Origin of the sequence: Nonomuraea cavernae (assembly GCF_014646355.1) — a bacterium.
GTDB classification, from domain to species: domain Bacteria; phylum Actinomycetota; class Actinomycetes; order Streptosporangiales; family Streptosporangiaceae; genus Nonomuraea; species Nonomuraea cavernae.
In genome coordinates this window covers 18,343-43,788 of record NZ_BMNH01000021.1, presented here as the reverse complement: position 1 = coordinate 43,788, position 25,446 = coordinate 18,343, and the positions used below count along the sequence as shown (strand labels likewise).

Genomic DNA, 25,446 nt, shown 5'->3' with positions numbered 1-25,446 from the left:
ACGTCCGTCCACTGGACGAACGTCAGAGCCGCGGCTCTTTACAGGGACAGCACTGCCTATTATTCTAAAGATCCTTAGAACTTTCGAAGGAGACGGACGTGTCCTACCCCGAACCCCGCTACCTCGACGAGCACGGTGCCGCCAGCGGTGTCTTCAGGTCCGCCGACCTGCCGCCGGACCTGACGATGGGCCCCAAGACCGACGACCCGGCCGAGAGGCCCACCGAGGTCCACTACCTCGGCACCGGCGCCTCGACCGGCGGCGCCTTCGGCCTCTACCGGTGGGAGATGGGCCCGCGCAAGAGCGGGCCGAGCCCCCACTTCCACCGCACGATCACCGAGTCGTTCTACGTCCTCGACGGCACCATCAGGCTCTACAACGGCGAGCGGTGGGTGGACGGCAGGCCGGGCGACTTCCTGTACGTGCCCGAGGGCGGCATCCACGCCTTCTGCAACCAGTCGGGCGAACCCGCCTCGATGCTCATCCTGTTCACCCCCGGCGCCCCGCGAGAGGCCTACTTCGAGGAGCTGGCCGACATCGCCACCACCGGCCGGCAGCTCACCCCCGAGGAGTGGACCGACGTCTACCTCCGCCACGACCAGTACATGGTCTGATGTCCGGCTTCCCCGAGGAACCGATCTACGCGCAGCTCGCCCGCATCGGCAAGGCCCTGTCCAACCCGGTGCGGCTACGCCTGCTCGACGTCCTCGACCAGCGCGAACGCACGGTCGAGGAGCTGTCCGAGGAGGCCGGCGTCCCGCTGAAGAACACCTCGGCCCAGCTCCAGCACCTCAGGGCCGCCCACCTGGTGACCAGCCGTAAGGACGGCACCAGGGTGCGCTACCGGCTGGCCGACGAGCGGGTGTCGCGCTTCCTGGGCGAGCTGCAGGGCTTCGCCCACGGGCGCCTGGCCGACCTGCGCGACGCGGTCGCCGAGCACCTCGGGGCGCTGGAGGGCGTCACGGCCGACGAGCTGGCCGCCCGCCTCACCGACCCCGACACGGTCGTCATCGACGTACGGTCCGCGGCGGCCTACGCCGAAGGCCACGTCCCCGGCGCCATCTCGCTGCCCCTGGCGACCCTCCAGGACCACCTCGACGACCTCCCCCACGACGCCGAGATCGTCGCCTACTGCGGCGGCCCCTACTGCGTCGTCTCCCCCAAGGCGGTCCGCCTCCTGCGGGCCCACGGCCACACCGCCCGCCCCCTGGACGGCGGCTTCATGGCCTGGCGCCGCTCCGGCCACCCCTCCACCCCCTGAGCGGCGGCGGCTCAGGCTCCGATCCGGTCCATGGACGGGTCCATGGCCCCCAGCTCGCGGTAGCGGCCCGCGTGGAAGACCAGCGGCTCGCCTTCGTGCCACTGGAAGTGCTCGACCTCGCCGACGAAGATGCGATGGTCCCCGGCCTCGTACGCGGTCACCGTACGGCAGGCGAAGAAGGCCAGGGCGCCGGCGAGAGCCGGCAGCCCGCTCGGCGTGAGACGGGTCTCCACTCCGGCGAACTTGTCCGGCGCCGGTCTGGCGAACCGCTGCGACAGGTGCTCCTGCCCGCAGGCCAGGACGTTGACGGCGAACCGCCCGGCCCGCAGGAACGCCTGGGTGCTCGGCGCCCGCCTGGACAGGCACCACAGCACCAGGGCGGGATCGAGCGAGACGGAGGCGAAGGAGTTCACGGTCACCCCGATCCGCTCCCCGCCCGGCGCGCAGGTGGTGACCACCGCCACCCCGGTGGCGTAACGGCCGAGCGCGTCACGCAGGGACCTCATGACGCGCTCGCGAGGTAGTCCCGGGCCGCGGCCGGGTCCATGAACCACTCGGCGAAGTCCGCCGGGTCGTCGAACCCGTTGACGAAGCGGGAGGCCACCGCGGGCAGGGAGCCGGCGGCGCCGAGGATCTCCAGCACGTGCGGCGGCGGAGGGGCGAGCAGCGCGTTGGTCCACGCGGTGGCGTGCCGGGCGCCCGCCCAGTAGCGCTCGAAGGTGTCCTCCATCCACGCCTGGTCGAACGGCTGGTCGCCGCGCTCCAGGATGGCGGCGAGGTAGGTGGAGGCGCACTTGGCGGCGTTGTTGGCGCCCTGGCCGGTGATGGGATCGTTGAGCACCACCACGTCGGCGACGCCGAGCACCGGGGCGCCCGTGGGCAGGACGGCGACGGGCCGGCGGACCGTGGGCGCGAACCGCCCGGCGAGGGTGCCGCGCTCATCGGTGAGCTCGACGCCGGCGCAGCGGGCGGCCTCCCACGGCAGGTACGTCTCCAGGATCGAGCGGCTCCTGGCCAGGTGCTCGGCGGGGGTGAAGACGTCGCCCCAGCAGTCCATCGGCCCGCCGGGGATCCCCTCGAACACCATGATCTCGCACGGCCCGGTGACGGTGAGCGCGGGAAAGACGAAGTACTCGCCGACGCCGGGGATCAGGTTGAAGCAGACCGCGGAGTGTCCGGGCCGGGGCGTGAGCCCGTTGACGTAGGTGAGGGCCAGGGCGCGCTGCGGGACGTCGTACGGCGAACGGGCGGCGTCCCGCTCGAACAGCGAGGCGATCTTCCCCTTGCCCGCCGCCACCAGGACCAGGTCGTACCGGGCCGCGTACTCCTCCAGGTCGCCGGGTGTCGCGTCGTGGATGACGACCTTCCCGCCTAGCCTCTCCACCTCGGCGAGCCAGGCGGGCATCTTCAGCCGCTGGTCGACCGAGCGGGCCGGCTCGTCCAGCCGGGCCGCCCAGCCGATGGCCTTGCCGCCGTCGGGCCCGGGGACGGCGAGCTGGATCCCGTCGATCGGCGGGCAGTCCGGCCACTGGTCGAGGCCGAGGGCGCGCTCGTGGCCGAGGGCGGTGCCGAACATGGCCTGGCTCGACGTGACCCGGCCGTCCCGGATGTCGTCGGGGGTCCGGTTGGAGACGACGGTGACGCCGTAGCCGTTGCGCAGCAGGCCGAGCGCCAGGTGCAGCCCGGCCTGCCCGGCGCCGACGATGAGGATCTCGCGCATGGTGGTGTTCCTTCGGTGAGCTGGAGTGGATGCTCAGAAGGTACGTTTCGCCGCCGTACGCCATCCATCCGCTGAGCGCGGGTTCCGTCCAGTTGACGCGGAGTTTCGCAGCGTCGCCGACGGAGCCTGGCCGTACCTTTCCCGGTAGGCCGCGGCGAAGCGGCCCTGGTGCGGGAAACCCCAGCGTGCGGCCACGGCGGTGACCGTGACCCGCGCCGGGTCGGCGGCCAGCAGGTCCTCGTGCACCCTGGCCAGCCGCACATCGCGCAGGTGAGCCATCGGGGTCAGTCCCAGGTGCGTGCGGAAGCCCTCCTGCAGCGAGCGGGTGCTGACCGCGACGGCCCCCGCCACGTCGGCGGTGTTGATCGGCAGATGGGCGTGCTCCTCGATGAACCCCATCGCCCGCCGCACCACCTTCGGCACGGCCGGCCGCCGCGGCGCGGCCAGCTTCGGCCAGTAGTTGGACGGCTGCATGGTGAGCAGGCTGGACAGCAGCGCGTTCTCCAGGTGGGCCAGGGCCAGCGACTGCGCGGCCAGCCCGCCGCCGTCCTCGGCCGCGTGGACGACCAGGTCGGCCATCGCCCGCCAGCTGCGCGCCCAGCCGCTGGTCATGTCCACGCCCAGGTCGAAGACGAGCGGCCGGTCGAGCCGCTCACCGAGCATCTGCTCCAGGGTCTGCTCGACGGTCTCGCGATCGAACTTGACGATCAGCTGCGGGCACTGCGCGGCCCAGCGCATGTCGAGATGCTCCGTGGGCGACGGCAGCGAGGCCAGCGACGGGGTGGAGACGATCTCCTGCCCGCCGCAGCGGATCAGGCTGTGCCCGGCCAGGGGCACCTGCACCAGGAAGAACGACTCCAGCTCCCCCGGCTCGATGCGGACGTCGGTGCCGTAGTCGAGGTAGCTCACCCGTACGGAGCCGAGCTGCGCGGAGTTGAACCGCGCCGCCAGCAGGGCGGGATCGCCGGTCAGGTCCAGCCGGTGCGCGCAGAACACCCGCCCCACCTCTTCGCGGACCTCGTCCGGATCCGAGCTGGCGAACAGCGGCGTGTTGTCCAGTAATACCCTGTGCCCCATCGAGCGCCCTGCCTTCGCACGTATCCGGGTGACACATGATCATCGTCGAAGGGAGCGGCGGCGTTCCAGGTAGAAGTGCACACAACCACAGTTCAGTCGGCGCCGATCTACGGGAACGACCGGTCAAAGGGCGAACGCCGCCCGGGTCCACGTGTACTGGGCGTCCAGCACCTCTCCCAGCAGTTCGAACAGCATCCCCTCCGGCCGGACCTCGATACGCCGGGGCACGTCGTGACGACCTGACGGGTCCCGATCGACGATCAACGCGACCTGGCCGCCGGCCCGATCGACGCCCAGCGCCACCGCGGCCTCCCGGGCATCCACGCACGCCTCCGCATCGCCCTCCCGGTAGTAGCCCTCGGCCAGGTTCGCCAGCAGCGCCCTGGCGGCCTGGCTGTGCTCCGGCGTCATGGCACGGGCCGCGACGACGAGCACCACCGCGTCCACCCGCATGGCGGCCGCCAGCCGCTGCCGCGCCTGATCGAACGATCCCTTGGGCGGCACCGGGCTCGCCCTGATCGAGTCGGCGAGCATGCGGAGCAGCGTGGCCGGATCGACGGCCGCCGCTCCCGGGCCACATTCGTACGGCAGGAAGCCCACCATCGGGAACGGTGGATCGGGCAGCGTGTTGTAACCGAGGTAGAGCCCCGATCCTTCACACATGCTGAGAGGAGAGGAGGTCAGCGCACCGTGGGCCACCTGTCCCAGTCCTCCGCACCCGTGGTCGGGAAGGCCATCGGCCGGCTTGAGCATCGACATGCACGTATTGTGACAGAGAAATTACTCACGACTCATGGATCAATACACAACCCACCCCTCAGCCCTCCCCATGAGCACCATAGGTCATGGCGCGAGAGGAAGTCCTCTCTCGGTTCACGACGGCGATCACCTACGACTGCGGATGGGGCGCCACCCCGCGATGAAGGATGGCCCGGATACCAGAAGGTCATCCTGACCGTGTCCTGCTTCGCGGTCCCCGCGAACACGCCACCGAGATCACACTGCCAGGTCGCGAGCGCCTCCGGCTCGTCTCGCAGGCGCCGGTCGAGCCGGCGCGCCAGGCTGCGGGCCGGCCACTCCCACCCGTGGTCGCGTACGGCCTGGGCGACCGTCTCGGCGTACTGCGCCGCGTGGAAGCGGAACAGCGGCAGCGTGACCGTTCCGTCGGGATCGCGCCAGTTGTGCCAGATCACGGTGTCGCCGTCGCGCACGATGGTGACGTAGAGGGCTCCGCAGCAGCCCTCGGTGCAGTACGCCTCGGCCAGCCGCGCCTCGTGCGGCCGGTCGGTGGCCTCCAGAGCGCCGGGCAGCTGCGCCGGCTCGTACGGCGGGCCCTTGCGGAACGCCGCCGCGATCACCGGCCGGTGGTTCACCAGCAGCCGGGTCTCGACCTGACCGGACCGTACGGGATCGGGGACGGCGACCCGGATGGCCAGCCGGTCATGCGCGTCGTCCGGCGACGCCAGGTCGGGGAACGGTCTGGAGAGGGCACGGGCCGCCCAGCCCGCCCGCCACCGCGTCGTCCGATCGGCGGAACGCCGCGCTTCCGCCAGGACCGGCACCCAGCGCGGCGAGGCGATCAGACGGTCCAGCCGGGTGAGCGTGGCGGCGGACTCTCCGGTCGGCCAGGGCAGGAGAGCGGCAGGGCCGGAGCGCAGTTCCTCGGCGAGAGTGATGAGCGCGGCCAGCAGGTCCGGCTCCGGCCTTGCCCCGGCGGCGTGTACCGCGAAGGCCGCGATCGCCCGGCAGGCGTCCTGGTATTCATCCGGCCGGGCCGGATAGCCGTCGGCGGAGCACAGTCCCTGCAGAAGCCGGGCGGCGGTGAGGACGATCTCGTTGTCGATCGTGGTGCCCTCCTCCAGGACGTCCGCCAAGGACACCGCTTCGGCGATCCGTACGGCCTCGCTCCCCGTCGGATGATGGCCGTCGGCGGCGTGGCGGAGCAGCCAGCCGAGGGCGATCGGGTCACCGATGCGGCACATCGCCGCTGTGGCCCGGGCGCGAGTGAGAGGTGATGCCCGATCGGCCAGCCAGATCAGCTCGGCCGTCACTGCGGGGATCGTCTCCAGGACGTCCACCGCCGTTGGGCCGAGGCAGGACAGCAGGCCGAGGATCCGGATGGGTTCGACATCAGGCAGGGTGGCTCTGCCGGCCAGCAGGTGGAGGCCGACCCGGGTGGGGAGGTGGTGGGTGCCGTGGCGCACCAGCCAGATCCCCGTCTCGTGCGCGAGATCACCGGAAAGCCAGGACAGGTCGTCCGGTTTCAGATGGTCGAGCACCCACAGGGGGGCTCGCAGGTCACGGATGTCGTCGTGGAGCGAGGCGAGAGAGCGGTCGGGATCGGTGGCGAACGCTTCCAGCCTGGCGAGGAGCCTCCCGAGCGAGGAGGACGTCGAGTCGGGCGCCCACTCGACAGGCTCGTCGTCCTGGTTCGGACAGCGGCAGCCGCCGTCGGGAGGCGGCAGGTCGGGCGCCGACGCATGGAGTCGGGAGGCGTGATCGAACAGGGCATGCGGGTGGTCGAGCGCCCAGCGCTCGTCGGCCACGTTCACCGCTGGAAGGAGGTCTCGATTCTCTTGGTCACGAGCGACACCATCCCACCGCGGATGACCGGCACACAAGTGCCCACACGCCCGCCCCCCTGAGTGAGCCAGACGGTTCTCCGCGCCCACGGCCACACCGTCCGCCCTCTGGACGGCGGCTTCACAGCCTGGCGCCGCTCCGGCCACGGCTCCACCTCCGTGCCGTAAGGACTACACAGCACCGTGTTGTCGGGGAGCCAGTAGTAGGTCATGTGCGATCCTCTGCCGTGCTCCTCCGCGTCGGCGATCGCCTGCTTCTCCACACGTCGCACCGATCGGCCACTGGAGCCTGCCGAGGCGCCGATCGTTCCCTGAAATCCTTTGCTACCGGTCGGTAACTTGTTTGAGATTCACCTGATTACGATGAAGCGAGGTCAATAGATACCCGAGACGCCAGCCACGTCGGCGGTTCCCTCTGGACCCGCTTGGCGGTTGAAACTGGCGGCACCGAAAGGCAGCAAACGGCAACGCCATCTTCATGAGCGCAGCCGTTGATCAGCTATCAGATTCAGCCGACAAATCCGCGTCGCACCCACTGGATACCTCATCGCGTCCCAGGTCGGGGTTCGAAACGACGTCCAGCCTCTCGCCGAACAATCGAGACACAGCCCGAGGAGGGTAAGAGTATGGGTACTCCCACAACCACTACCGCCAGGATCGCTCAATTCTGCGCGACTCACAACGCGGACGGACGTGTGGAGATCTTCGCCGTCGGGCAGGACGGTACGATGCTGAGTCGCCGGCAGACCGCAGCCGATGGCGAATTCGAGAACGCCTGGCGCTCCTTGCACGGCACCGTCGCCCAGCCATTCGTTGTCCGCGACCCGGACGGGCGGATCGAACTCTTCGCCATCGGCGCAGGAGGCGACCGGGGGGTGTGGCACCGCATACAGATGACGCCCAACGCCGCAGAATTCAGCAACTGGGAACCCTTGGGTGGGACCGTCAGTCAGCCGTTCGCGATTCACAACCAGGACGGTCGGATCGAACTCTTCGCCATCGGCGCAGGCGGCGACCGGGCGGTGTGGCATCAATGGCAGGTGGCGCCCGGCGGTAAGTTCGCCGGCTGGAACTCCCTGGGCGGCACCGTCACACAGCCATTCGCGATCAGCAACGCAGACGGCAGGATCATCCTTTTCGCCGTAGGCGCTGGCGGCGATCGCTCCTTGTGGCATCGCTCGCAGGTGACGCCCAACGGCCACTTCGGAGACTGGCAATCCCTGAACGGCACCATCAGCCAGCCGTGCGCGATTCGCAACCTGGACGGGCGGATCGAAGTCTTCGCGATCGGCGAAGGGGGCGATCACTCAGTGTGGCATCGGTGGCAGACGTCACCCAGCGGAGCCTTCGACGCCGAATGGCACAGTTTGGGCGAGAACGTCAGCCAGCCGTTCGTGATTCACAACCAGGACGGTCGGATCGAGCTCTTCGCCATCGCTGCCGATGGTCGCCTCCTCTACCGTCGGCAGATCGCACCCAACGCTCAATTCGCCGACTGGCAGTCCCTCGACGGCAATGTCAGGCAGCCGTTCGCACTACGCAAGCAGAATGGCGCGATCATGGTCTTTGCCGTCAGCAACGATGACAACACCCTTTGGCATCGCATCCAGAGCGGTCCCGACGCCGTCTCGTATGACGGCTGGGACCCTGTTGAAGGAGGAATTTCACCGTGACCAGGCCTCTCCGTAGCCCCAACTGGTACGGGTGACCCCGCCGCGGCCACTTGATTCGCAGTGGGTTTCATGTCCGGTGGATAACCGTGTTTGGCGAGGAGACGTTGATTCGTCGAGCGGAGATGGGCGCGAACGTCGTCTCGGGAGACCCAGTGGGTGGTGATGTCACGCTCCATCGACCTCACCAGATCGCGGGCGATGTCGGCCGGCACGCCGTCTCCCAGAACTCCGACACGATGACGGCCACGGGAGCCCGTTCAGATACGCCACCACGTCAAGACGGCTGGCGTCCCCATCGACCACCCGCCCCTTTCGCACCGCGGGAAAGTCAATGCTGTACGGCTGACGCCGATCGATCAGGTGGATGGCGGGGTTCTGCTCGGCCCCGAACGCATCGGTGTAGACGACCCTGCGCACACCCGGGGTCAGGTACTCGTGAACCCGAAGATTCTCGCTCTTGGCATCGAGCGACCCTCCTGAGATCGGGCCGCACCGGTCAGGTGCGGACGAGTTCCTTGGCGGGCGGCGCGGGGGCCGGATCGTCGTCGTGGCCCTCGACCGACAGGTTGGGCAGCAGGCGGTCCAGCCAGGCCGGGCACCACCAGTTGAGCCGGCCGAGCAGCACCATGGTGGCGGGCACCAGGAAGCCGCGGATGATCGTGGCGTCCACCGCGACGGCCACCGCCAGGCCCACCCCGAACGTCTTGACCAGCGGGTCCGGATAGGCGATGAAGGCGACGAAGACGGCCACCATGATGAGCGCGGCCGAGGTGATGACCCGGCCGGTCGTGCCGAGTCCCTCCGCCACCGCCCGCGAGTTGTCGCCGTGCCGCTGGTACGCCTGGCGCACGGCGGTCAGCAGGAACACCTCGTAGTCCATGGACAGCCCGAACAGCACGGCGAACAAGATGAGCGGCGTGTAGCTCTCGATCGGCACCGTGAAGAAGAGCGTCTCCAGGTAGGAGGCGCTGGCCGGCGCGTCCATGCCGACGAGTCCGCTGCCCAGCCCGATCGAGAACACCAGGGCCAGCGCCCCGAAGGCGGCACCCAGCGAGATGAGGTTCATCAGCGCCGCCTTGACGGCGATGACCGGCGCCCGGAAGGCCAGCAGCAACAGCAGGGCGCTGAGCAGCACGACGACCGCGATGACCAGCGGGGTCCGTTCGGCCATCCGGTCGGAGGCGTCGGCCAGGGCGGCGACCTCCCCTCCGACGTGCAGCGTGACGCCGGGCACGGAGATCGCGCGGACGTCCCGCACCACCTCGGCGGCCCGGGCGTCGCTGGGGGCGTACTCGGGCACGACCTGGACCAGCACGGACCTGCCCGAGTCGTTGACCTGCGCGGGCGCGACGTGCGCGACGCCGTCGACGGCCTCGATCTCGCGGGTGATCCGCTCGACGATCGGGGCGGGCTCGTCGGTGTCCGCGACCCGTGACGGCAGCTCGGCGACGACGGCGAGCGGCCCGTTGATGCCGGGGCCGAAGCCGACCTCCATCAGCTCGTACGACCGCCGGGCGTCCGAGCCCTGCGTGCCGTAGCCGTCGTCGAGCGGCCCGAGCTTCAGCGCCAGCGCGGGCGCGGCCAGCGCGGCGAGCACGAGCACGCTGCCGAGGAGCACCCGCCACGGCCGGCGGGCGACCCAGGCGCCGAGCCCGGCCCAGCCGGACGCTTCGGGACGCCGGCCGAGGAACGGCACCTTGAGGGCGTTGATCCGGTGGCCGAGCAGCCCGAGCAGCGCCGGCACCAGCGTGATCGAGGTGAGCACGGCGGTCACCACGGAGATGCCGGTGATCCAGCCGAGCGTCCGCAGCAACGGGAAGCCACCGAGCATGAGCGCGCTCAGCGCGATGATGACCGTGCCGCCCGCGAACACCACGGCCCCGCCCGAGCTGGCCACGGTCCGGCGCACCGACTCGCCGACGGAGACGCCGGAGGCGAGCAGGCCACGGTGCCGCGACAGCAGGAACAGGGCGTAGTCGATGCCCACGCCGAGCCCGATCATCGTGGCCATGATGCCGGCCTGCTTGGGCACGTCCACGACATGTCCGAGCAGTCCGATGACGCCGAGCCCGGTGGCGACGCTGACCAGCGCGGTGAAGATCGGCACCAGCGCCGCCGCGAGCGTCCCGAACGCGAACACCAGCACCACCAGCGCGCACGTCACTCCGATGATCTCGCTGGGGCCGGTCTTGATCTCCTTGTCGGCCGGCGTCGAGCTGTCGGCGGGCACGACCTCCAGCCCGGCGGCACGCGCGGGGTCGGCCGCCTTCGACAGGGCCTGCGTGGTCTCGGCGAGCTTGGCGTGGTCGTGTCCCTCCATGCGCACGGTGATGACGCCGATGCGCAGGTTGGACGCGATCCCCCCCCTCCGGTACGGCGTCTCCACCTTCACGACGTGCGGCATGTCGCCGAGGCGGTCGATGGTCCGTTCGACGGCCTCCTTGCGGGGCTCGTCGGTCAGCGGTCCCCGCTCGGAGTAGAGCACGAGCTGGACGGTGCCACCCGGCGCGTAGCCGGGGCCGAACCCGGAGCGCATCAGGTCGTGGGCGCGCTGCGCGCTGGTGCCGGGGATCGTCATGTCTGTGCTGACCGGGCTGCCGAGCACCAGGCTGCCGCCCAGCAGGCCCGCCGCCGCGATCACCCATAACGCCAGGACGATCCGCCCGTGTCGTGCGCACCAGCCGCCCAGCCGTCCCAGAAAACGCGTCATCGCAGAATCCCCCTCGACGGCCGTCCTGTACGGTCGTACAGGACTACGGTAGAACGCCAAGTATCCGCCACGCCGGTGCATGTACGGAAATGAGACGATGACCACAGCCGACGACACCCGAACCAGGATCCTGGCGGCCGCCCAGGAGCTGTTCGCCGAGCGCGGCTACTCCAACACGTCGCTGGCCGACATCGCGGCGGCCGTCGGCCTCACCAAGACGGCCGTCGCCTACCACTTCCACCCCAAGGACCGGCTGGCCGCCGAACTGCTCGCCCCCGCCGCCGATGACATGCTCGCGCTGCTGGGCACCGACTTCGACGGCCGGGCGGCGTTCCTCGACGCGCTGGTCCGCTTCATGGTGCGGCATCGGGCGGTGATCCGGCTCGTCATGGAGGACGTCAACGGGGCCGACGACGCCCCGCCGGGCTCGCCGGGAGAGGCCTTCAGGACCTTCCGGGACGAGATCTTCACCCGCCTGGCGGGCCCCGAGCCCGGCCCCGAGAGCAGGCTGCGCGGCTGGGCGGTGCTCGGCGCGCTGCAGTGGGGCGTCGTACAGACCGTGGACCTGCCGGCGGAGCAGGTGGAGAAGGTGCTCACCCGAGCGGTCCAGGCGATCTAGGCCGGACGCGCTGGGCGGTCGCCAGGCGGGCGGCACCACGCGCGTGCCCGCCGCCGGCACGCGGGAGACTTCCCTGGGGAGGCGGCATGACCATCGGACCTGGACTCACGTCCGGCCCGGCGAGTCGCGGGGAACCGGCTCGACCGGGCGCCGTCGATCCGGGGCGAGCGGGTGGTGGGCGAGGGCGGAGTCGACGCTCACCCTAGGCGGGCGGCTCCGGAGGCGGGCTGGACGGCGGGTCCGAAGGTTCGGTGGGATCGGGGCCGGTCTGCGCCGCGACGCCGACGGTGATGACCACCACGCCGCCCGCCCCGGCGCAGCCGCCGGCCGCGACACTCTGCGCCAGTACGGTGCCCACCTGAGCCTGGTCGATCACCTGCTGGTTCTGCCGCCGTACCGCGAACCCGGCGGCGCGCAGTTCGGCCCGCGCGGCGGCGGGCGCCTGGCCGGTGACCGAGGGGACCGGCACGCCCTGGCGGGACACGACCAGCGACACCCGGGCGCCGCCCGCGACCCGGCTGCCCGCCTCCGGCTCGCTCGACAGCACCTGGCCGTTCGGCTGCGCGGAACAGGAGGTGGTGACCTGGCCCACCGCGAGCCCGGCGCCGGTCAGAGCGGCCTCGGCGGGCTCACGCTGGAGCCCGGCGACCGCGGGCACGGCCAGCCCGGCCGACACGCGCAGCCCGACCGTGCTCCCCTTGGACACGAGCGCTCCCGGCCCGGGCTGGGTGCTCAGCACCCGCCCGACCGCGCGGGCGGACTCGGTCCGCGTGACGGCGCCGGCGACCAGCCCGGCCCGCTTGAGCGCCCGGATCGCGGCGGCCTGGTCCAGCCCGGCCAGTGCGGGCACCCGTACCGCCGCGGGCACCCTGGCCGGTGCTTCGGACGACGACGACCCGCGCGGCTCCGGGGTCGGGACGCCCGTCTTCGCGGTCCTGCCGGGCGAGGGCGACGTGACGGCCGGCGCCGTCGTGAGCGCGGTGGGCCGCCCGGCGGCCTGCGGCGGGCCGTCCGGGCGGAACGCCGGCACCACCACCGCGGCCAGCACGGCCGCGCTGACCAGCAGTGCGGCGGACACCGCGAGCCCCGCCCGGTTGAACGCCCGGCCGGTCCGCCGCGTCGCCTCCGCCTCACCCAACCCCGGCCCGGTCCCCTGCGCCGCCCCCTCGGCGGCGCCGGGAACCGGGTGGCCGGCGGACCCGGCCGCGCCAGCGAGGCGATAGCCGCCGGGCGTGCCGGTCACCTCCGGCTGTGCGACCGGCCCATGGTCCGGCCCGGAGTCCGGCGGTGCGAAGGCGTTCATGGGCGGCACCCGCAGGATGTGCGGCGGCGGCGAGCGCAGCACCTCCGCCGGAACGGCCTCCGGGTCGCCCAGCAGGTCGAGCAGCAGCTCGCGACTGGCGGGCCGGTTGCGCGGGTCCTTGTCCAGGCACGCCTCGACGAGCTCCCGTAACCGGCCGTCCAGCCGGCCGAGCTCGGGCTCGGCGGTCAGGATGCGGTGCAGCACCGGCGCCACGGAGTCCTGCCCGAACGGCGCCGAGGCGTTGGCCGCGAAGCACATCGTGGCGCCCCAGGAGAACACGTCGGCGGCCCCGGTGACGACCGACGCGGTGATCTGCTCCGGCGCCATGTAGGCGGGCGTGCCCACTCCCCTGCCGCTCACCGTCGCCGCCGCGTCCAGCGCCCGCGCCAGCCCGAAGTCGATCACCCGCGGTCCGTCCGCGCCGAGCAGCACGTTCTGCGGCTTGAAGTCGCGGTGCACGATGCCCGCCCGATGGATCGCCGCGAGCGCCGTCGCGGTGCCGACCGCGATCCGCTCCAGCGCGCCACCGGCCGGCGGCCCGGTGAGCGCGACGTGCCGCTGCAGCGACGGCCCGTCGACGTACTCGCTCACGATGTACGGCCGGCCGTCGTCGAACCCCGCCTCGATCACCTGGGCGGTGCAGAACCGGGCGACGTGCTTGGCCAGCTCCACCTCCCGCAGGAACGCCACCCGCTCGTCCCCGACGGGTCCGTGCAGCAGTTTGACCGCGTAGTGCTCCTCACCCCTCGTCCCGAGGTACACCACGCCCTGACCGCCCTCGCCCAGGCGCCCGGACAACTCGTATGCCCCGAGCCGCCTCGGATCCCCCGTTCTGAGCGGCTGTGCCATAGGCACGGCCCCTCCCCTCGCCGCCTTCTTCCCTTCCCACTGAAGGCAACCGGCGGCCGGGAGTCAACGGTGACCACGACAATCGCCACCCGAACGAGACAAAAACGGTCAAGAAGGGCGGGATAGATGACCCGAATACGTCACATCCTCGTCACCCTGGCGCGTCACCTTGATGACCAGCCGGTCGAGGTCCCGGCCAGGGAACATCCGCAGCGTGCCCCCATCACAGCGGTCGCCCTGGACCCGGTCCAGCGTGAACACGAACCCGCTGCCGGTGCGGCCGAGCCGGCCGGAACAGCGCAGCCCGGCCTCCCATCGCATGGTCGCCCCGGCCCCGGCCAGCCGGATCTCCACCGGAAACACCCGCCCGGCGCCCGGCCGACCGGCCGACCCGGTCCACGTGCCCTCCAACCCCGGCCCCTGGGCGCCGCGCAGCCAGAACACGAAACCGGCGGCGGCCATCGCCACCCCGGCCGCCGCCACCCCGGCCTGCCACAGCCGTGCCGGTCGCCGCTCGCGCGCGCTCACGCCGGCGGCGCTCAGATGAGCCGGGCGTACTCGTCGAGCTTGGCCAGCACCTCGCCGGACGACGCGCTGGGCAGGGCGGCCACGACCTCCTCGACGCCCAGCCGCGCGTAGTAGTCGAGCTTCTCCCTCGTCAGCAGCGTGCCGAACGGGATCACCTTGGCCATCGGCCGGCCGGCCTTCTCACACGCCTCGCGCAGGGCCGGCAGCGCGGCCTTGATGCCCTTGCCGCCGATCGGCATCCAGCCGTCGGCGTACTCGGCGACGTGCGCGAACAGCTTGGGCCCCGCGGCGCCGCCCACGTAGACGGGCGGCGCGGAGATCGGCTTCGGCCAGGACCAGGACGCCTCGAACCCGTCGAAGGAGGCGACCTCGTCACGCCACAACGCCCGCATCGCCAGCATGTGGTCACGCGTGACCGCGCGCCGCGAACCGTACGGCACGCCGTGGTTCTCGATCTCCTCCACGTTCCAGCCGAAACCGATCCCGATCACCGCGCGCCCGCCCGACAGGCGGTCGAGCGTGGCGATCGCCTTGGCGGTGACGATGGGGTCGCGCTGGGCGACGAGCAGGATGCCGGTGCCGACGAGCAGTCGCTCGGTCACCGCGGCGGCGAACGAGAGCGCGACCAGCGGGTCGAGGGTGCGTTTGTACTCCTCGGGCAGCTCGGCCTGCCCGGCCGGAGGCGGGGTGCGGCGCGAGATCGGGATGTGGGTGTGCTCGGGCACGTACAACGAGGCGAAGCCGCGTTCCTCGGCCGCTCTGGCGAGAGCGGGGACCGGCATGGCCAGATCCGTGGTGAACATCGTGACGCCGATCCTCATGCCGCACCGTCCTTGACCGTCAAACAAGCGATTGTTAGGCAGAGTACCTTGCCGCGGAGCGGCGCTCCATGGAAGAGGTCTTCGGCGAAGTCTTCCACCTTCCCCGGTCCGCGGAACTGCGGCCCGGGGGTGACCGTGGCGACCGGAACCAGTGGAGGAACGCCCCGGCCGGGCACCGGCCGGCGGCGCGATAGCCTCGGGACGTGCTGGAGAGGATCGCGGCGACGCGTTACGTGACGCCGCTGCGCGAGGGCGGCTCGCTGCCAGGGGTGGTCGAAGCCGATGACCTCGGCACCTATGTCGTGAAATTTCGCGAAGCCGGGCAGGGCCGTCGCGTCCTCGTCGCCGAGATCATCTGCGCCGAGCTCGCCCGGCGGCTCGGCCTGCGCACCCCCGACCTCAGGCTGATCGACCTCGACCCCCAGCTCGGCGTCCGCGAGCCCGACGAGGAGGTCCAGGACCTGCTCAAGGCCAGCACCGGCGTCAACCTGGCGATCGACTTCCTGCCCGGCGCCCTGGGCTTCGAGCCGCTCACCTGGACACCCGACCCAGCGTTCGCCTCCCGGCTGCTCTGGTTCGACGCGCTGATCCACAACATCGACCGCAGCTGGCGCAACCCCAACCTGCTCGTCTGGCACCAGGATGTCTGGCTGATCGACCACGGTGCCGCGCTCTGGTTCCACCACAACTGGCGGACGGCCGACCCCCAACGCCCGTTCGACGCGGGCGACCACGTGCTGGCCCCGTTCGCGACCGACATCGACGCCGCCGCCGAGGAGCTCTCCGCGCGGATCACGCCGGAGCTCCTGACGAAGGTGACCGCCCTGGTGCCTGACGCCTGGCTCGACGGCGAGCCGGGGTTCGACTCGGCGCAGGCCGTCCGCGACGCCTACGTCGACCACCTGCTGCGGCGCGCCCACGGACCGCGCGCGTGGCTCACCCGCGGCGAGCCGAAGACCTCCCGGCCGGGGCCGGGGTCCGTCGGCGAGTTCTGGCGCGGAGGCCGCCGATGAGCAGGGACGTGTACGAGTACGCGGTGATCCGCGTGGTGCCCCGGATCGAGCGCGGCGAGCAGATCAACGCCGGCGTGCTCCTCTACTGCCAGCCCCGCGGCTACCTCTGCGCGCGGGTCGAGCTCGACGCCGTACGGCTACGCGCCCTCGACCCCGACGCCGACGCAGAGAGCGTCCGCCGGGCCCTCGGCGCCTACGAGCTGGCCTGCGGCGAGCAGGCCGGCCCGCTGACCGGCGAGCCGCTGGGCGGCAGGTTCCGCTGGCTGACCGCGCCACGCAGCACGATCGTCCAGACCGGTCCGGTGCACGCCGGCCTCACCGCCGACCCCGGCGCCGAGCTGACCCGGCTCTTCGACGTCCTCGTACGCCTGTGACCTGGCACGGACCCAGAACACCTGAGACCTGGAAACGCCTGTGACCTAGAAGAGGACCGACATGAAGGTGTCGACCTCGTGGAAGCCCACCTTGCGGTAGACAGCCCGTGCCGAGGTGTTGAAGTCGTTGACGTACAACGTGACCACCGGGGCGAAGCAGGCGAGGGCCGCCTCCACGACGGCCGCCATGCCCGCCACCGCGTGTCCCCGGCCGCGCAGCTCGGGATCGACCCAGACGCCCTGGATCTGGCTGGCGGACGGCGTGACCGCGCCGATCTCCGCCTTGAACACCACCCGCCCGTCGTCGATGCGGGCGTAGGACCTGCCGATGCGGATCAGCTCGGCGACGCGGGTGCGGTAGAGGGCGCCGCCGTCGCCGAGATTGGGCGAGACGCCGACCTCCTCGGTGAACATCGCCACGCAGGCGGGCAGCAGGATGTCGAACTCCTCCGGCCGGACCCGCCGCACCAGCGGGTCGGCCGCGACGAGCGGCTTCCGCGAGGTCGCCATGACCGGCTGCGCCCATCTGATCGCGCGCGCCCTGCCCCAGTAGGGCTCCAGCCGCTCCCACATCAACGAGACCGCGTCGACCGGCCCCACGATCGACGAACAGCGACGTCCCTGCTTGCGGGCCCGGTCGGAGAACGCGTGCGCGGCCTCCGGACCGGCGCCGACCGGCACCAGATTGGCTCCGGCGTAGCAGAGCGAGACGAGACCGCCGCGCGGCCCGAACCCCCACATCTGCCCGCCCAGCCGCGCCGGATTGAGTCCGACGGTCCGCACCCGGGAGGCGACGAAGACGTTGGCGACCGGGTCGTTGTCGAGCAAGGCGAGTGCCTCGTCCCGGTCGCTGTCGTCGAGCACGCGCGACGCCGATGTACGCAGCATCACATGGTCAGACTACGCGAACGACTACGGATTGGCTTATCCGGACAGCACGTCGGTGAGCCGATCGTGACCCAAGCCCCCGCCGGCCGCCATCCGCACGACCGGCCGGGGCTCCGGAAGGGCGGCGCAGGTGGTCGTGCGCCTCGGGATCGTGCCGTCCGTCAGGTACGCGGCCAGGTGCCGGTCGACGCACCGGTTGCCGGCCAGCGAGACGCCGTGGTTGCCGCCCTCCTCCACGACCATCCGCGCGGTCGGGAAGTGCCGGAGCATGCGCAGCGCTCCCTGGTACGGCGTGGCCGCGTCACCGCGCGACTGAAGCATGAGGATGGGCGGCAGCTTCGGCGACCCGTGGACGTCGACCGGCCTGCCCCCGCTGACCGGCCAGAACGCGCACGGAGCGTTGAACCAGGCGTTCTGCCAGGCCATGAACGGCGCCCGGCGGTGCATCCGCGTCGTGTCCTGCCGCCAGGTGTCCCACGAGCGCGGCCAGGCGGCGTCACGGCACTGCACGCTCAGGTAGACGGCGTAGCCGTTCTCGTCCTCGGCGTCCTGGCCGCCGAACCGGTTGTGCGCCTCGACCAGCCCCTTGACGTCGCCCGCGCGCACGTACGCCGACCAGACCCGGGCCAGCTCCGGCCAGATGCGGTCGGTGTAGCCGCCGAGGGTGAACAGGTCGTCGAGCTCGCTCGGGCCGACGACGCCACCGGCCGGCCGGTCGCGCAGCCGGGAGCGCATGGCGTACCAGGCGAACCCGGTCTCCTTGGCGGTGCCGCCCAGCTTGTAGACCGAGTTGTGCCGCGCGGTCCAGTCGAGGAAGTCGCGGTGCCTGCGGTCGAACGCGGGATCCTGGTCCAGGTTGGACTGGTACCAGACGTCGTCGGGGCTGACCGAGCTGTCCATGACGAGCCGCTTGACCCGGTCGGGGAAGAGCGTCGCGTAGACCCCGCCGATGTAGGTGCCGTAGGAGTAGCCGAGGTAGCTGATCTGCCGCTCGCCCAGGGCGGCCCGGATCGTGTCGACGTCCCTCGCGACGTTCTCGGTCGTCATGTGGGGCAGCAGCCAGGCCCACAGGTTGCCGCAGCGGGCGGCGTAGTCACCGGCCCGGTCGAGCAGGGCCCGTTCGTCGCGCCTGGTGGCCGGCACCGCGTCGAGCCGCGGCGGCGCGTAGTAGGACGAGGCGTCGACGCAGCGCAGCGCGGGCCGGCTGCTGCCGACCCCGCGGGGGTCGAAGCCGACCACGTCGTAGCGCGCGGCCACCTCGGCGGGCAGCGTGGCGGCCACGAACTCGCCCAGCCGGAGGCCGGACGCGCCCGGACCGCCGGGGTTGACGAGCAGCGTGCCCAGGTGGTTGGCGTCGCGCGAGACCTTGCCCCGGATCCGGTTGACGGCCAGGGTGATCGACTGTCCCCACGGCTCGCGGTGGTCGAGCGGCACGCGCACCGTCGCGCACTCCACCCCCGGCGTGCCGCCCGGCGGCGTGTCCTTGGTCTGCGGGCACGCCCCCCACACGATCGCGTCGACCGGCCGGCTCCGCGCGGTGGCGCTCCCTTGAACGCCCACCACCCCGCCGACCAGCATGCCCAAGGCCGCGACCACTCGTACGAACCGCTTCACCTGACCGCTCCCCCATCTCATAGGCAGAGATGCTCGCGGGGTGACGGACCGGTGACGCAGGGTATGGAGGAAAGCTTGCCAACGTGTAATCAGACGATTGCACGCCGTAATGGAAGGGTGGGGAAGGTCAGCCCACGGTCACCTGCGGGCCCGGGGCGTCGTCGTCGAGGTCGACCTCCACGCCCATCTCCTCGGCGATGCGCAGGGCCTCCTCGATCAGCGTCTCCACGATCTGCGACTCGGGCACCGTCTTGATGACCTCGCCCTTGACGAAGATCTGCCCCTTGCCGTTGCCGGAGGCCACCCCGAGGTCGGCCTCGCGCGCCTCGCCGGGCCCGTTGACGACGCAGCCCATGACGGCGACCCGCAGCGGCACCGTCAGGCCCTCAAGCCCGGCCTGGACCTGCTCGGCCAGCGTGTAGACGTCGACCTGGGCGCGACCACAGGACGGGCAGGACACGATCTCCAGGCCGCGCTCGCGCAGCCCGAGCGACTCGAGGATCTGGGCGCCGACCTTGACCTCCTCGACGGGAGGCGCCGAGAGCGACACCCTGATCGTGTCGCCGATGCCCTCGGCGAGCAGCGCGCCGAAGGCCACGGCCGACTTGATCGTGCCCTGGAAGGCCGGGCCGGCCTCGGTGACGCCCAGGTGCAACGGGTAGTCGCACCTGGCGGCCAGCAGCCGGTAGGCGTTGATCATGACGACCGGGTCGTTGTGCTTGACCGAGATCTTGATGTCGCGGAAGCCGTGCTCCTCGAACAGCGAGCACTCCCACAGGGCCGACTCGACCAGCGCCTCGGGCGTGGCCTTGCCGTACTTCTCCAGCAGGCGCGGGTCGAGCGAGCCCGCGTTGACGCCGATGCGGATGGGCACGCCGTGGTCGGCCGCCGCCCTGGCGATCTCGCCCACCTTGTCGTCGAACTTCTTGATGTTGCCGGGGTTGACCCGCACCGCCGCGCAGCCCGCCTCGATCGCGGCGAAGACGTACTTGGGCTGGAAGTGGATGTCGGCGATCACCGGGATCTGCGACTTCCTGGCGATCGTCGGCAGCGCCTCGGCGTCGTCCTGGGACGGCACGGCCACGCGGACGATCTGGCAGCCCGAGGCGGTGAGCTCGGCGATCTGCTGCAGGGTGGCGTTGACGTCGGCGGTGACCGTGGTGGTCATCGACTGCACGGAGACCGGCGCGTCACCGCCCACGGGGACGTCGCCGACCATGATCTGGCGGGAGTGTCGGCGTTCGGCGAGCGGCTTCGTGCGGACCGTCGGGATGCCGAGTGCTACAGAAGACATTTCTCCCTCTTGGGTGTCGACGACGTTGTCCAGTCTAGGTAGCTATCGGGACTGCCCGGCCGCGAGCTCCGCGAGCTCCGCCGCCCGGGCGCGGGCCCAGGCGTCGGCGGCGAGCACCTCCTCGACCGTGTCGGCCGGGGTGACCTGGTGCTCGGCGACGACCTTGGCCACGGTGTCGACGATCGCCGGGAACGGCAGCTCGCCACGCAGGAACGCGTCGACGCCCGCCTCGTTGGCCGCGTTGTAGACGGCGGGCGCGGTGCCGCCCTCGGCGCCGACGTGCCTGGCCAGCGCGACGGCGGGGAACGCCTCGTCGTCGAGCGGCTCGAAGGTCCAGGTGTGCGCGGTGGTCCAGTCGACGGGCCGGGACGCGCCCGCCAGGCGGCCCGGGTGGCCGAGCGCCAGCGCGATGGGCAGCCGCATGTCGGGCGGGCTGGCCTGCGCGATGGTGGAGCCGTCGATGTACTCGACCATGGAGTGGATGATCGACTGCGGGTGCACCACGACCGTGATCCGGTCGAAGCCGATGTCGAAGAGCAGGTGCGCCTCGATCACCTCCAGCCCCTTGTTGACCAGGGTGGCGGAGTTGACGGTGATCACCGGGCCCATGGACCAGGTGGGGTGGGCGAGCGCCATCTCGGGCGTCACCTCGGCCATCTCGGCCCGCTTCCTGCCCCTGAACGGCCCGCCGCTCGCCGTGATCACGAGCCGCCTGACGGCGTCGGGGTCGTGGCCGTCGGGCCCGGAGGCCCACAGGCACTGCTGGACGGCCGAGTGCTCGGAGTCGACGGGAAGGATCTGGCCCGGCTTGGCCAGCCGCTTGACCAGGGGCCCGCCGATGATCAGCGACTCCTTGTTGGCCAGCGCCAGGGTGCGGCCCGCCTCCAGGGCGACCAGCGTGGAGGTCAGCCCGAGCGCTCCGGTGATGCCGTTGAGCACCACGTCGGCCTGCCAGGCGGCCACCTCCGCGACGCCGTCGGGCCCGGCGAGCACGGTGGGGTCGGCGCCGTGCTCGGCCAGCGCCTCGCGCAGCGCCGGGACCGTCGCGGGGTCGGCGACCGCCACCGCCTCGGCGCGGAACTCGGCCGCCTGCCTGGCCAGCAGCCCGACCCTGCCCCCACCGGCCGCGAGCGCCGCGACGCGGAAGCCGCCCGGGTTGGCGGCGATGACGTCGAGGGCCTGGGTGCCGATCGAGCCGGTGGAGCCGAGGACGACCACGGAGCGCTGGGTGTCTGCATGCACCCGTCCATTGTCCCCGCTCCGCGTGGCGCCCAGACACGGGGTTCGCCGGCACCCGAAAATCGGCGACCCATGTGACGGCAGATATCTGAGCCGATTAATGCCGGAATATCGCCATATCCGTATTCGCGAATGTCGAGAAATACGAATATTTCTCCCGCTACCTTCCAACCCCTGATTCCGGTTTCGGGAGGTACGTAATGCACCGCAGAGTCGCTCTGCTCTCCGTCGTCACCCTTGCCCTCGGGGGTGCCCTGCTTCCGGCGGGAGCGGCCCAGGCACAGGCGGCGCCCAGGCCCGCCGCCAAGGCCGCCGCCGACTCCCCCGCGGAGCAGAAGACCGTCCTGCGGTACTGGACGCCGCGGAAGATGGAGGCGGCGCAGCCGCTCGCCGCCCCCTCGCCCAGGCAGGGCGCCAAGACGGAGTCCGGCCTCGCCGACGAGCCGACCACGGGGGTCCCGTGGACCACCCAGGGCGCCGCGCCGGCCTCCGCGCGGGCGCAGGCCGCCAACAGCCCCGGCGCCCCGTGGACCGGCGGCGGCACGGTCACCCGCACCACCGGACGGGTCTTCTTCACCTATCAGGGACGCAACTCCTCCTGCTCCGGCTCGGCTGTGACCAGCGCCAACAAGAGCGTGGTGATGACCGCGGGGCACTGCGTGAAGCTGGGCGGCGCGTTCCACACGAACTGGGTGTTCGTGCCGGGCTACGACAACGGCAGCCGTCCCCACGGCACCTGGGCGGCCAGCAGGCTGCTGACCACCCCGCAGTGGAACGCGAGCGAGGACATCGACTTCGACATCGCCGCCGCCGTGGTGGCGCCATTGGAGGGCAGGACGCTGGTCGACGCGGTGGGCGGCCAGGGCGTGGCGTTCAACCAGGCCAGGCGGCAGCAGATGTACGCGTTCGGCTACCCGGCGGCGGCGCCGTACGACGGGTCGAAGCTGATCTACTGCGCCGGACGAGCGTTCGACGACTTCCTGATGTCCCGGGATCACGGCCTGACCTGTGACATGACCGGTGGTTCCAGTGGCGGCCCGTGGTTCCGGAATTTCAACGAGTCCACCGGGCTGGGCACGCTGAACTCCGTCAACAGCTTCAAATACAACTTCGCCCCGAACTGGATGTTCGGCCCATATTTCGGAAATGAGGCACAAGCCGTCTACCAGGCCGCGCAGAGCGCCGGCACCCTCTGACGCTCTTTACCGAAAGTAGCGGCGACGGCACATCGTGTAGTGCAAACTCGGGTGCCATGACCTTGAGCACCCCCATGCTTGCAGCCGTTCCGCTCGTCGCGGGACTGATGGGCCCGGCTCTCGTGGGCGCCACTCCCACGCACCAGCGGGAGCGGCAGCCAGACCGTCCCGCGGCCGCCACGCACCCGCGCGCGGCGCGATCCGAGGTCGTCGAGCACGTGGCCGCGCGCGGTTCCGCCGACCACCGGCGCGTGCTCGACTACTGGACACCCCAGCGGATGGCCGCGGCCCTGCCGATCGACATGCTCGACATCGTCACCGACGGCGGCGGCCTGGTGAGCGGGCTGACCGGCAAGGCGGGGCTGGGCGTCGCCCCGGACCTCTCCGGCGCGACCACGAAGGTCGCGCCCTCCCGCCGGCACCAGGCCTCGCGGCCGCAGCAGCAGACCGCCGGCTCCCGGTGGACGACCGGCGGCGCGGTGACCAGGACCACCGGGCGGGTCTTCCTCACCGTCGCCGGGACCGACTTCGTCTGCTCCGCGAGCACGGTCCGCAGCGCCAACCGCGACGTGGTGGTCACCGCCGGCCACTGCGTCAAGGACGGGACCGGCCAGTGGGCCGACAACTGGACGTTCGTGCCCGGCTACCGCGAGGGCGGCGGCCAGCCCTACGGCCAGTATCCCGCCCGCCGCATGTTCGTCGCCGCGCCATGGTCGCGGGCCGCCGACGACAGCTACGACGTGGGCATGGTGGCGCTGGCCACCTCCGGCGGCAGGCACGTGGCCGACGTGGTGGGCGCCCAGGAGATCTCCTTCGACGCGCCGCGCGGCGGCCAGGCCTTCGGCTTCGGCTATCCCGCCGACCCGCCCTACAACGGCGAGCACCTGGTCTACTGCGCCGGCCCGCTGCGCGACGACCCCCACGGCGAGACCCACGACCAGGGCCTCGGCTGCGACATGACGGCCGGCTCCAGCGGCGGCCCGTGGCTGTCCGGCTTCGACCTCGGCACCGGCCGGGGCACGGTCACCTCGGTGAGCAGCTTCAAGTACAGCGACGACCGCCGCACGATGTACGGCCCCTACTTCAGCGGCTCGGCCAAGGCCCTGTTCACCGCGGCCGAGCGCGCCTGACCCCGGGCGGGGCCGATCAGAGCATCAGCCCCGTCAACACCATGACCTTCTCGTACGTGTAGTCGCGCATGGCCGACTGCACGCCCTCGCGCCCCACGCCCGAGTCCTTGACCCCGCCGTACGGCATCTGGTCGGCCCGGTAGGAGGGCACGTCGCCGATGATCACGCCGCCCACCTCCAGCTCCCGGTTGGCCCGGAAGGCGGCGTCCAGCGAGCGGGTGAACACCCCGGCCTGCAGCCCGTACTTCGAGTCGTTGACCATGGCATACGCCTCGTCGATCGACGCCGCCCGCTGGAGGACCATGACGGGGCCGAAGACCTCCTCGCAGGAGAGCGCGGCGTCGGCGGGCACATCGCTGAGGACGGTGGGAGCGACCGTGGCGCCCTCGCGGGTGCCTCCGGCGAGCAGGCGGCCGCCCCCGGCGACGGCCTCCTTGATCCACTGCTCCACCCGCTCGGCGGCGGCGACCGACACCAGCGGGCCGACCTGGGTCTTCTCGTCGGCCGGGTCACCGGTGACGAGCGCGTCGACGGCGGGCAGCAGCCGCTCGACGAACGCGTCGTAGACCGACTGCTCGACGATCACCCGCTGGACGGCGATGCAGCTCTGGCCGGCCTGGTAGTTGGAGAACAGCGCGACGCGGGCCGCGGCCCAGTCGAGGTCGGCGTCGGCCAGGACGACCGCCGCGGCGTTGCCGCCGAGCTCCAGGGTCACGTGCTTGCGCGGCACCTGGTCGCTGATGGCGTAGCCGACGGGCGCGGAGCCGGTGAAGGAGACGATGGGCAGCCGGGGGTCCTGGACCAGTCCGGCGGCGCGCTCGTTCTCGACCGGCAGCACCGAGAACATCCCGGCGGGCAGGTCGGTCTCGGCCAGGATCTCGCCGAGGACGAGCGCGGAGAGCGGCGTGGCCGGGGCGGGCTTGACGACGACGGGAGCGCCGACGGCGATGGCGGGGGCGACCTTGTGGGCCACCAGGTTGAGCGGGAAGTTGAACGGCGTGATCGCCAGCACCGGCCCGTGAGGCACGCGCGAGACATAGGCCAGGCGGCCGGCCGCGGCGGGCTCGGTGTCGAGCCGCTGCACGTCGCCCGACCAGCGACGGGTCTCCTCGGCGGCGAAGCGGAAGGTGGCGACGGCCCGGCCGACCTCGCCCCGCGCCCAGAAGATCGGCTTGCCGTTCTCGGCGGAGATCAGCCGGGCGATCTCGTCGGCCCGCTCCGCCAGCCGCCGCGCCACGTGGGCGAGCGCCTCGGCGCGCACGTGCACGGGCAGCGCGGCGGCCTGCCGGGTGACCTGGTGGGCGGCCGCGACGGCCTCCTCGACCTGGGCCTCGGTGGGCACGGAGTAGCGGCCGACCTCGCGTCCGTCGTGGGGGTTGGTCACGGTGAGCTCGGTGTCCCCGGTGGCGGGGTGTCCTGCTAGCCAGAAGGTGCGCACGTCCATGCGACGACGTTATGCGACAACGCGGAGCGGGGACTTACACCACGTTGCACAAGTGCCCCCACAGCGCTCACCGATAAGTACAAGCCCTCTGGTATACCCGCTATGTAACAG

22 protein-coding genes and 1 pseudogene are annotated in these 25,446 nt (G+C 71.6%); 8 read left to right on the top strand and 15 right to left on the bottom strand.

The genetic code is table 11. The features are described from left to right. The first annotated feature begins 98 nt into the window (after nt 1–98). Together IEY82_RS27410 and IEY82_RS27405 are read left to right on the top strand one after the other, a co-directional pair. Entirely contained in the window at nt 99–614 is a 516-nt protein-coding gene (locus IEY82_RS27410; RefSeq protein ID WP_189127115.1) for a cupin domain-containing protein, read from the top strand. After that, nucleotides 614–1,261, top strand: a complete 648-nt coding sequence (locus tag IEY82_RS27405) for an ArsR/SmtB family transcription factor (protein WP_189127114.1) — start codon at nt 614–616, stop codon at nt 1,259–1,261. The genes IEY82_RS27410 and IEY82_RS27405 overlap by 1 nt, the downstream gene beginning before the upstream one ends. 11 nt (nt 1,262–1,272) lie before the next feature. Here IEY82_RS27405 and IEY82_RS27400 read toward each other — a convergent pair whose 3' ends face one another. The 5 genes from IEY82_RS27400 to IEY82_RS27380 all read right to left on the bottom strand — a co-directional run bounded on the left by IEY82_RS27400 (nt 1,273) and on the right by IEY82_RS27380 (nt 6,610). Further along, nucleotides 1,273–1,767, bottom strand: a complete 495-nt coding sequence (locus tag IEY82_RS27400) for a flavin reductase family protein (RefSeq protein WP_189127113.1) — start codon at nt 1,765–1,767, stop codon at nt 1,273–1,275. After that, a complete protein-coding gene (locus tag IEY82_RS27395) occupies nt 1,764–2,981 on the bottom strand; it encodes a styrene monooxygenase/indole monooxygenase family protein (RefSeq protein ID WP_189127112.1) in 1,218 nt (405 codons plus the stop codon). The genes IEY82_RS27400 and IEY82_RS27395 overlap by 4 nt, the downstream gene beginning before the upstream one ends. 33 nt (nt 2,982–3,014) lie before the next feature. Further along, complete coding sequence (locus tag IEY82_RS27390; protein WP_189127111.1) at nt 3,015–4,058, bottom strand: AraC family transcriptional regulator; 1,044 nt, start codon at nt 4,056–4,058, stop codon at nt 3,015–3,017. A 123-nt stretch (nt 4,059–4,181) separates the two neighbouring features. Next, nucleotides 4,182–4,721, bottom strand: coding sequence for a hypothetical protein (locus tag IEY82_RS27385; RefSeq protein WP_189127110.1), 540 nt, complete (start codon nt 4,719–4,721; stop codon nt 4,182–4,184). A gap of 128 nt (nt 4,722–4,849) precedes the next feature. Then, nucleotides 4,850–6,610, bottom strand: coding sequence for a hypothetical protein (locus IEY82_RS27380; RefSeq protein WP_189127109.1), 1,761 nt, complete (start codon nt 6,608–6,610; stop codon nt 4,850–4,852). 656 nt (nt 6,611–7,266) lie between these two features. On the opposite strand from IEY82_RS27380, the gene IEY82_RS39430 reads away from it, so the two are divergent. After that, complete coding sequence (locus IEY82_RS39430; RefSeq protein ID WP_465263433.1) at nt 7,267–8,313, top strand: PLL family lectin; 1,047 nt, start codon at nt 7,267–7,269, stop codon at nt 8,311–8,313. Nucleotides 8,314–8,378: 65 nt separating this feature from the next. On the opposite strand, the pseudogene IEY82_RS40400 reads toward IEY82_RS39430, so the two are convergent. Then, nucleotides 8,379–8,537, bottom strand: a pseudogene (locus IEY82_RS40400) (type I restriction enzyme endonuclease domain-containing protein); the annotation flags it as partial. Between the two features lie 272 nt (nt 8,538–8,809). Beyond that, a complete protein-coding gene (locus IEY82_RS27370; RefSeq protein WP_189127108.1) occupies nt 8,810–11,023 on the bottom strand; it encodes an MMPL family transporter in 2,214 nt (737 codons plus the stop codon). A gap of 97 nt (nt 11,024–11,120) precedes the next feature. Between IEY82_RS27370 and IEY82_RS27365 the strand changes: the two genes are divergently transcribed. Continuing rightward, complete coding sequence (locus IEY82_RS27365) at nt 11,121–11,642, top strand: TetR/AcrR family transcriptional regulator (protein ID WP_189127107.1); 522 nt, start codon at nt 11,121–11,123, stop codon at nt 11,640–11,642. 202 nt (nt 11,643–11,844) lie between these two features. Here IEY82_RS27365 and IEY82_RS27360 read toward each other — a convergent pair whose 3' ends face one another. The 3 genes from IEY82_RS27360 to IEY82_RS27350 all read right to left on the bottom strand — a co-directional run bounded on the left by IEY82_RS27360 (nt 11,845) and on the right by IEY82_RS27350 (nt 15,143). After that, the gene (locus tag IEY82_RS27360; RefSeq protein ID WP_194518803.1) at nt 11,845–13,794 is read right to left on the bottom strand and encodes a serine/threonine-protein kinase; all 1,950 of its coding nucleotides are present in this window, start codon (nt 13,792–13,794) and stop codon (nt 11,845–11,847) included. 108 nt (nt 13,795–13,902) lie between these two features. After that, nucleotides 13,903–14,322, bottom strand: a complete 420-nt coding sequence (locus IEY82_RS27355) for a hypothetical protein (RefSeq protein ID WP_189127105.1) — start codon at nt 14,320–14,322, stop codon at nt 13,903–13,905. An 11-nt stretch (nt 14,323–14,333) separates the two neighbouring features. Continuing rightward, on the bottom strand, nt 14,334–15,143 hold the full coding sequence (locus IEY82_RS27350; RefSeq protein ID WP_189127104.1) for an LLM class F420-dependent oxidoreductase: 810 nt from the start codon (nt 15,141–15,143) through the stop codon (nt 14,334–14,336). A 203-nt stretch (nt 15,144–15,346) separates the two neighbouring features. Here IEY82_RS27350 and IEY82_RS27345 point away from each other — a divergent pair, with 203 nt between their 5' ends. Then, a complete protein-coding gene (locus IEY82_RS27345; RefSeq protein WP_189127103.1) occupies nt 15,347–16,156 on the top strand; it encodes a HipA family kinase in 810 nt (269 codons plus the stop codon). After that, nucleotides 16,153–16,530, top strand: coding sequence for a DUF3037 domain-containing protein (locus tag IEY82_RS27340; RefSeq protein WP_189127102.1), 378 nt, complete (start codon nt 16,153–16,155; stop codon nt 16,528–16,530). The genes IEY82_RS27345 and IEY82_RS27340 overlap by 4 nt, the downstream gene beginning before the upstream one ends. A 45-nt stretch (nt 16,531–16,575) precedes the next feature. Here IEY82_RS27340 and IEY82_RS27335 read toward each other — a convergent pair whose 3' ends face one another. The 4 genes from IEY82_RS27335 to dxr form a co-directional block, all read right to left on the bottom strand. Continuing rightward, entirely contained in the window at nt 16,576–17,418 is an 843-nt protein-coding gene (locus IEY82_RS27335) for a GNAT family N-acetyltransferase (protein ID WP_189127197.1), read from the bottom strand. A gap of 36 nt (nt 17,419–17,454) precedes the next feature. Further along, nucleotides 17,455–19,032 carry an alpha/beta hydrolase gene (locus tag IEY82_RS27330; RefSeq protein ID WP_225263866.1) on the bottom strand — a complete coding sequence of 526 codons (1,578 nt, stop codon included), beginning with the start codon at nt 19,030–19,032 and terminating at the stop codon, nt 17,455–17,457. A gap of 127 nt (nt 19,033–19,159) precedes the next feature. Next, complete coding sequence (ispG, locus tag IEY82_RS27325) at nt 19,160–20,326, bottom strand: flavodoxin-dependent (E)-4-hydroxy-3-methylbut-2-enyl-diphosphate synthase (RefSeq protein ID WP_189127100.1); 1,167 nt, start codon at nt 20,324–20,326, stop codon at nt 19,160–19,162. A 42-nt stretch (nt 20,327–20,368) separates the two neighbouring features. Beyond that, nucleotides 20,369–21,568: a 1-deoxy-D-xylulose-5-phosphate reductoisomerase gene (dxr, locus tag IEY82_RS27320; RefSeq protein ID WP_189127099.1), complete on the bottom strand. Its 1,200-nt coding sequence runs from the start codon at nt 21,566–21,568 to the stop codon at nt 20,369–20,371. Between the two features lie 197 nt (nt 21,569–21,765). On the opposite strand from dxr, the gene IEY82_RS27315 reads away from it, so the two are divergent. Beyond that, nucleotides 21,766–22,761, top strand: a complete 996-nt coding sequence (locus tag IEY82_RS27315) for a trypsin-like serine peptidase (RefSeq protein ID WP_189127098.1) — start codon at nt 21,766–21,768, stop codon at nt 22,759–22,761. 56 nt (nt 22,762–22,817) lie between these two features. Beyond that, nucleotides 22,818–23,891, top strand: a complete 1,074-nt coding sequence (locus IEY82_RS27310) for a trypsin-like serine peptidase (protein WP_189127097.1) — start codon at nt 22,818–22,820, stop codon at nt 23,889–23,891. Nucleotides 23,892–23,907: 16 nt separating this feature from the next. Here the strand turns inward: IEY82_RS27310 and IEY82_RS27305 are convergent, their stop codons facing one another. After that, nucleotides 23,908–25,335, bottom strand: coding sequence for an aldehyde dehydrogenase family protein (locus IEY82_RS27305; protein WP_189127096.1), 1,428 nt, complete (start codon nt 25,333–25,335; stop codon nt 23,908–23,910). Nucleotides 25,336–25,446 lie beyond the last annotated feature (111 nt).

What these genes read in the sequence shown, in the direction of transcription:
- IEY82_RS27310 (WP_189127097.1), top strand. Translation starts at nt 22,818, where the DNA reads ATGACCTTGAGCACCCCCATGCTTGCAGCCGTTCCGCTCGTCGCGGGA.
- IEY82_RS27350 (WP_189127104.1), bottom strand. Translation starts at nt 15,143, where the DNA reads ATGAGGATCGGCGTCACGATGTTCACCACGGATCTGGCCATGCCGGTC.
- IEY82_RS27315 (WP_189127098.1), top strand. Translation starts at nt 21,766, where the DNA reads ATGCACCGCAGAGTCGCTCTGCTCTCCGTCGTCACCCTTGCCCTCGGG.
- ispG (WP_189127100.1), bottom strand. Translation starts at nt 20,326, where the DNA reads ATGTCTTCTGTAGCACTCGGCATCCCGACGGTCCGCACGAAGCCGCTC.
- IEY82_RS27365 (WP_189127107.1), top strand. Translation starts at nt 11,121, where the DNA reads ATGACCACAGCCGACGACACCCGAACCAGGATCCTGGCGGCCGCCCAG.
- IEY82_RS27385 (WP_189127110.1), bottom strand. Translation starts at nt 4,721, where the DNA reads ATGTGTGAAGGATCGGGGCTCTACCTCGGTTACAACACGCTGCCCGAT.
- IEY82_RS27405 (WP_189127114.1), top strand. Translation starts at nt 614, where the DNA reads ATGTCCGGCTTCCCCGAGGAACCGATCTACGCGCAGCTCGCCCGCATC.
- IEY82_RS27305 (WP_189127096.1), bottom strand. Translation starts at nt 25,335, where the DNA reads ATGGACGTGCGCACCTTCTGGCTAGCAGGACACCCCGCCACCGGGGAC.
- IEY82_RS27395 (WP_189127112.1), bottom strand. Translation starts at nt 2,981, where the DNA reads ATGCGCGAGATCCTCATCGTCGGCGCCGGGCAGGCCGGGCTGCACCTG.
- IEY82_RS27390 (WP_189127111.1), bottom strand. Translation starts at nt 4,058, where the DNA reads ATGGGGCACAGGGTATTACTGGACAACACGCCGCTGTTCGCCAGCTCG.
- IEY82_RS27360 (WP_194518803.1), bottom strand. Translation starts at nt 13,794, where the DNA reads ATGGCACAGCCGCTCAGAACGGGGGATCCGAGGCGGCTCGGGGCATAC.
- IEY82_RS27370 (WP_189127108.1), bottom strand. Translation starts at nt 11,023, where the DNA reads ATGACGCGTTTTCTGGGACGGCTGGGCGGCTGGTGCGCACGACACGGG.
- IEY82_RS39430 (WP_465263433.1), top strand. Translation starts at nt 7,267, where the DNA reads ATGGGTACTCCCACAACCACTACCGCCAGGATCGCTCAATTCTGCGCG.
- IEY82_RS27335 (WP_189127197.1), bottom strand. Translation starts at nt 17,418, where the DNA reads ATGCTGCGTACATCGGCGTCGCGCGTGCTCGACGACAGCGACCGGGAC.
- IEY82_RS27400 (WP_189127113.1), bottom strand. Translation starts at nt 1,767, where the DNA reads ATGAGGTCCCTGCGTGACGCGCTCGGCCGTTACGCCACCGGGGTGGCG.
- IEY82_RS27340 (WP_189127102.1), top strand. Translation starts at nt 16,153, where the DNA reads ATGAGCAGGGACGTGTACGAGTACGCGGTGATCCGCGTGGTGCCCCGG.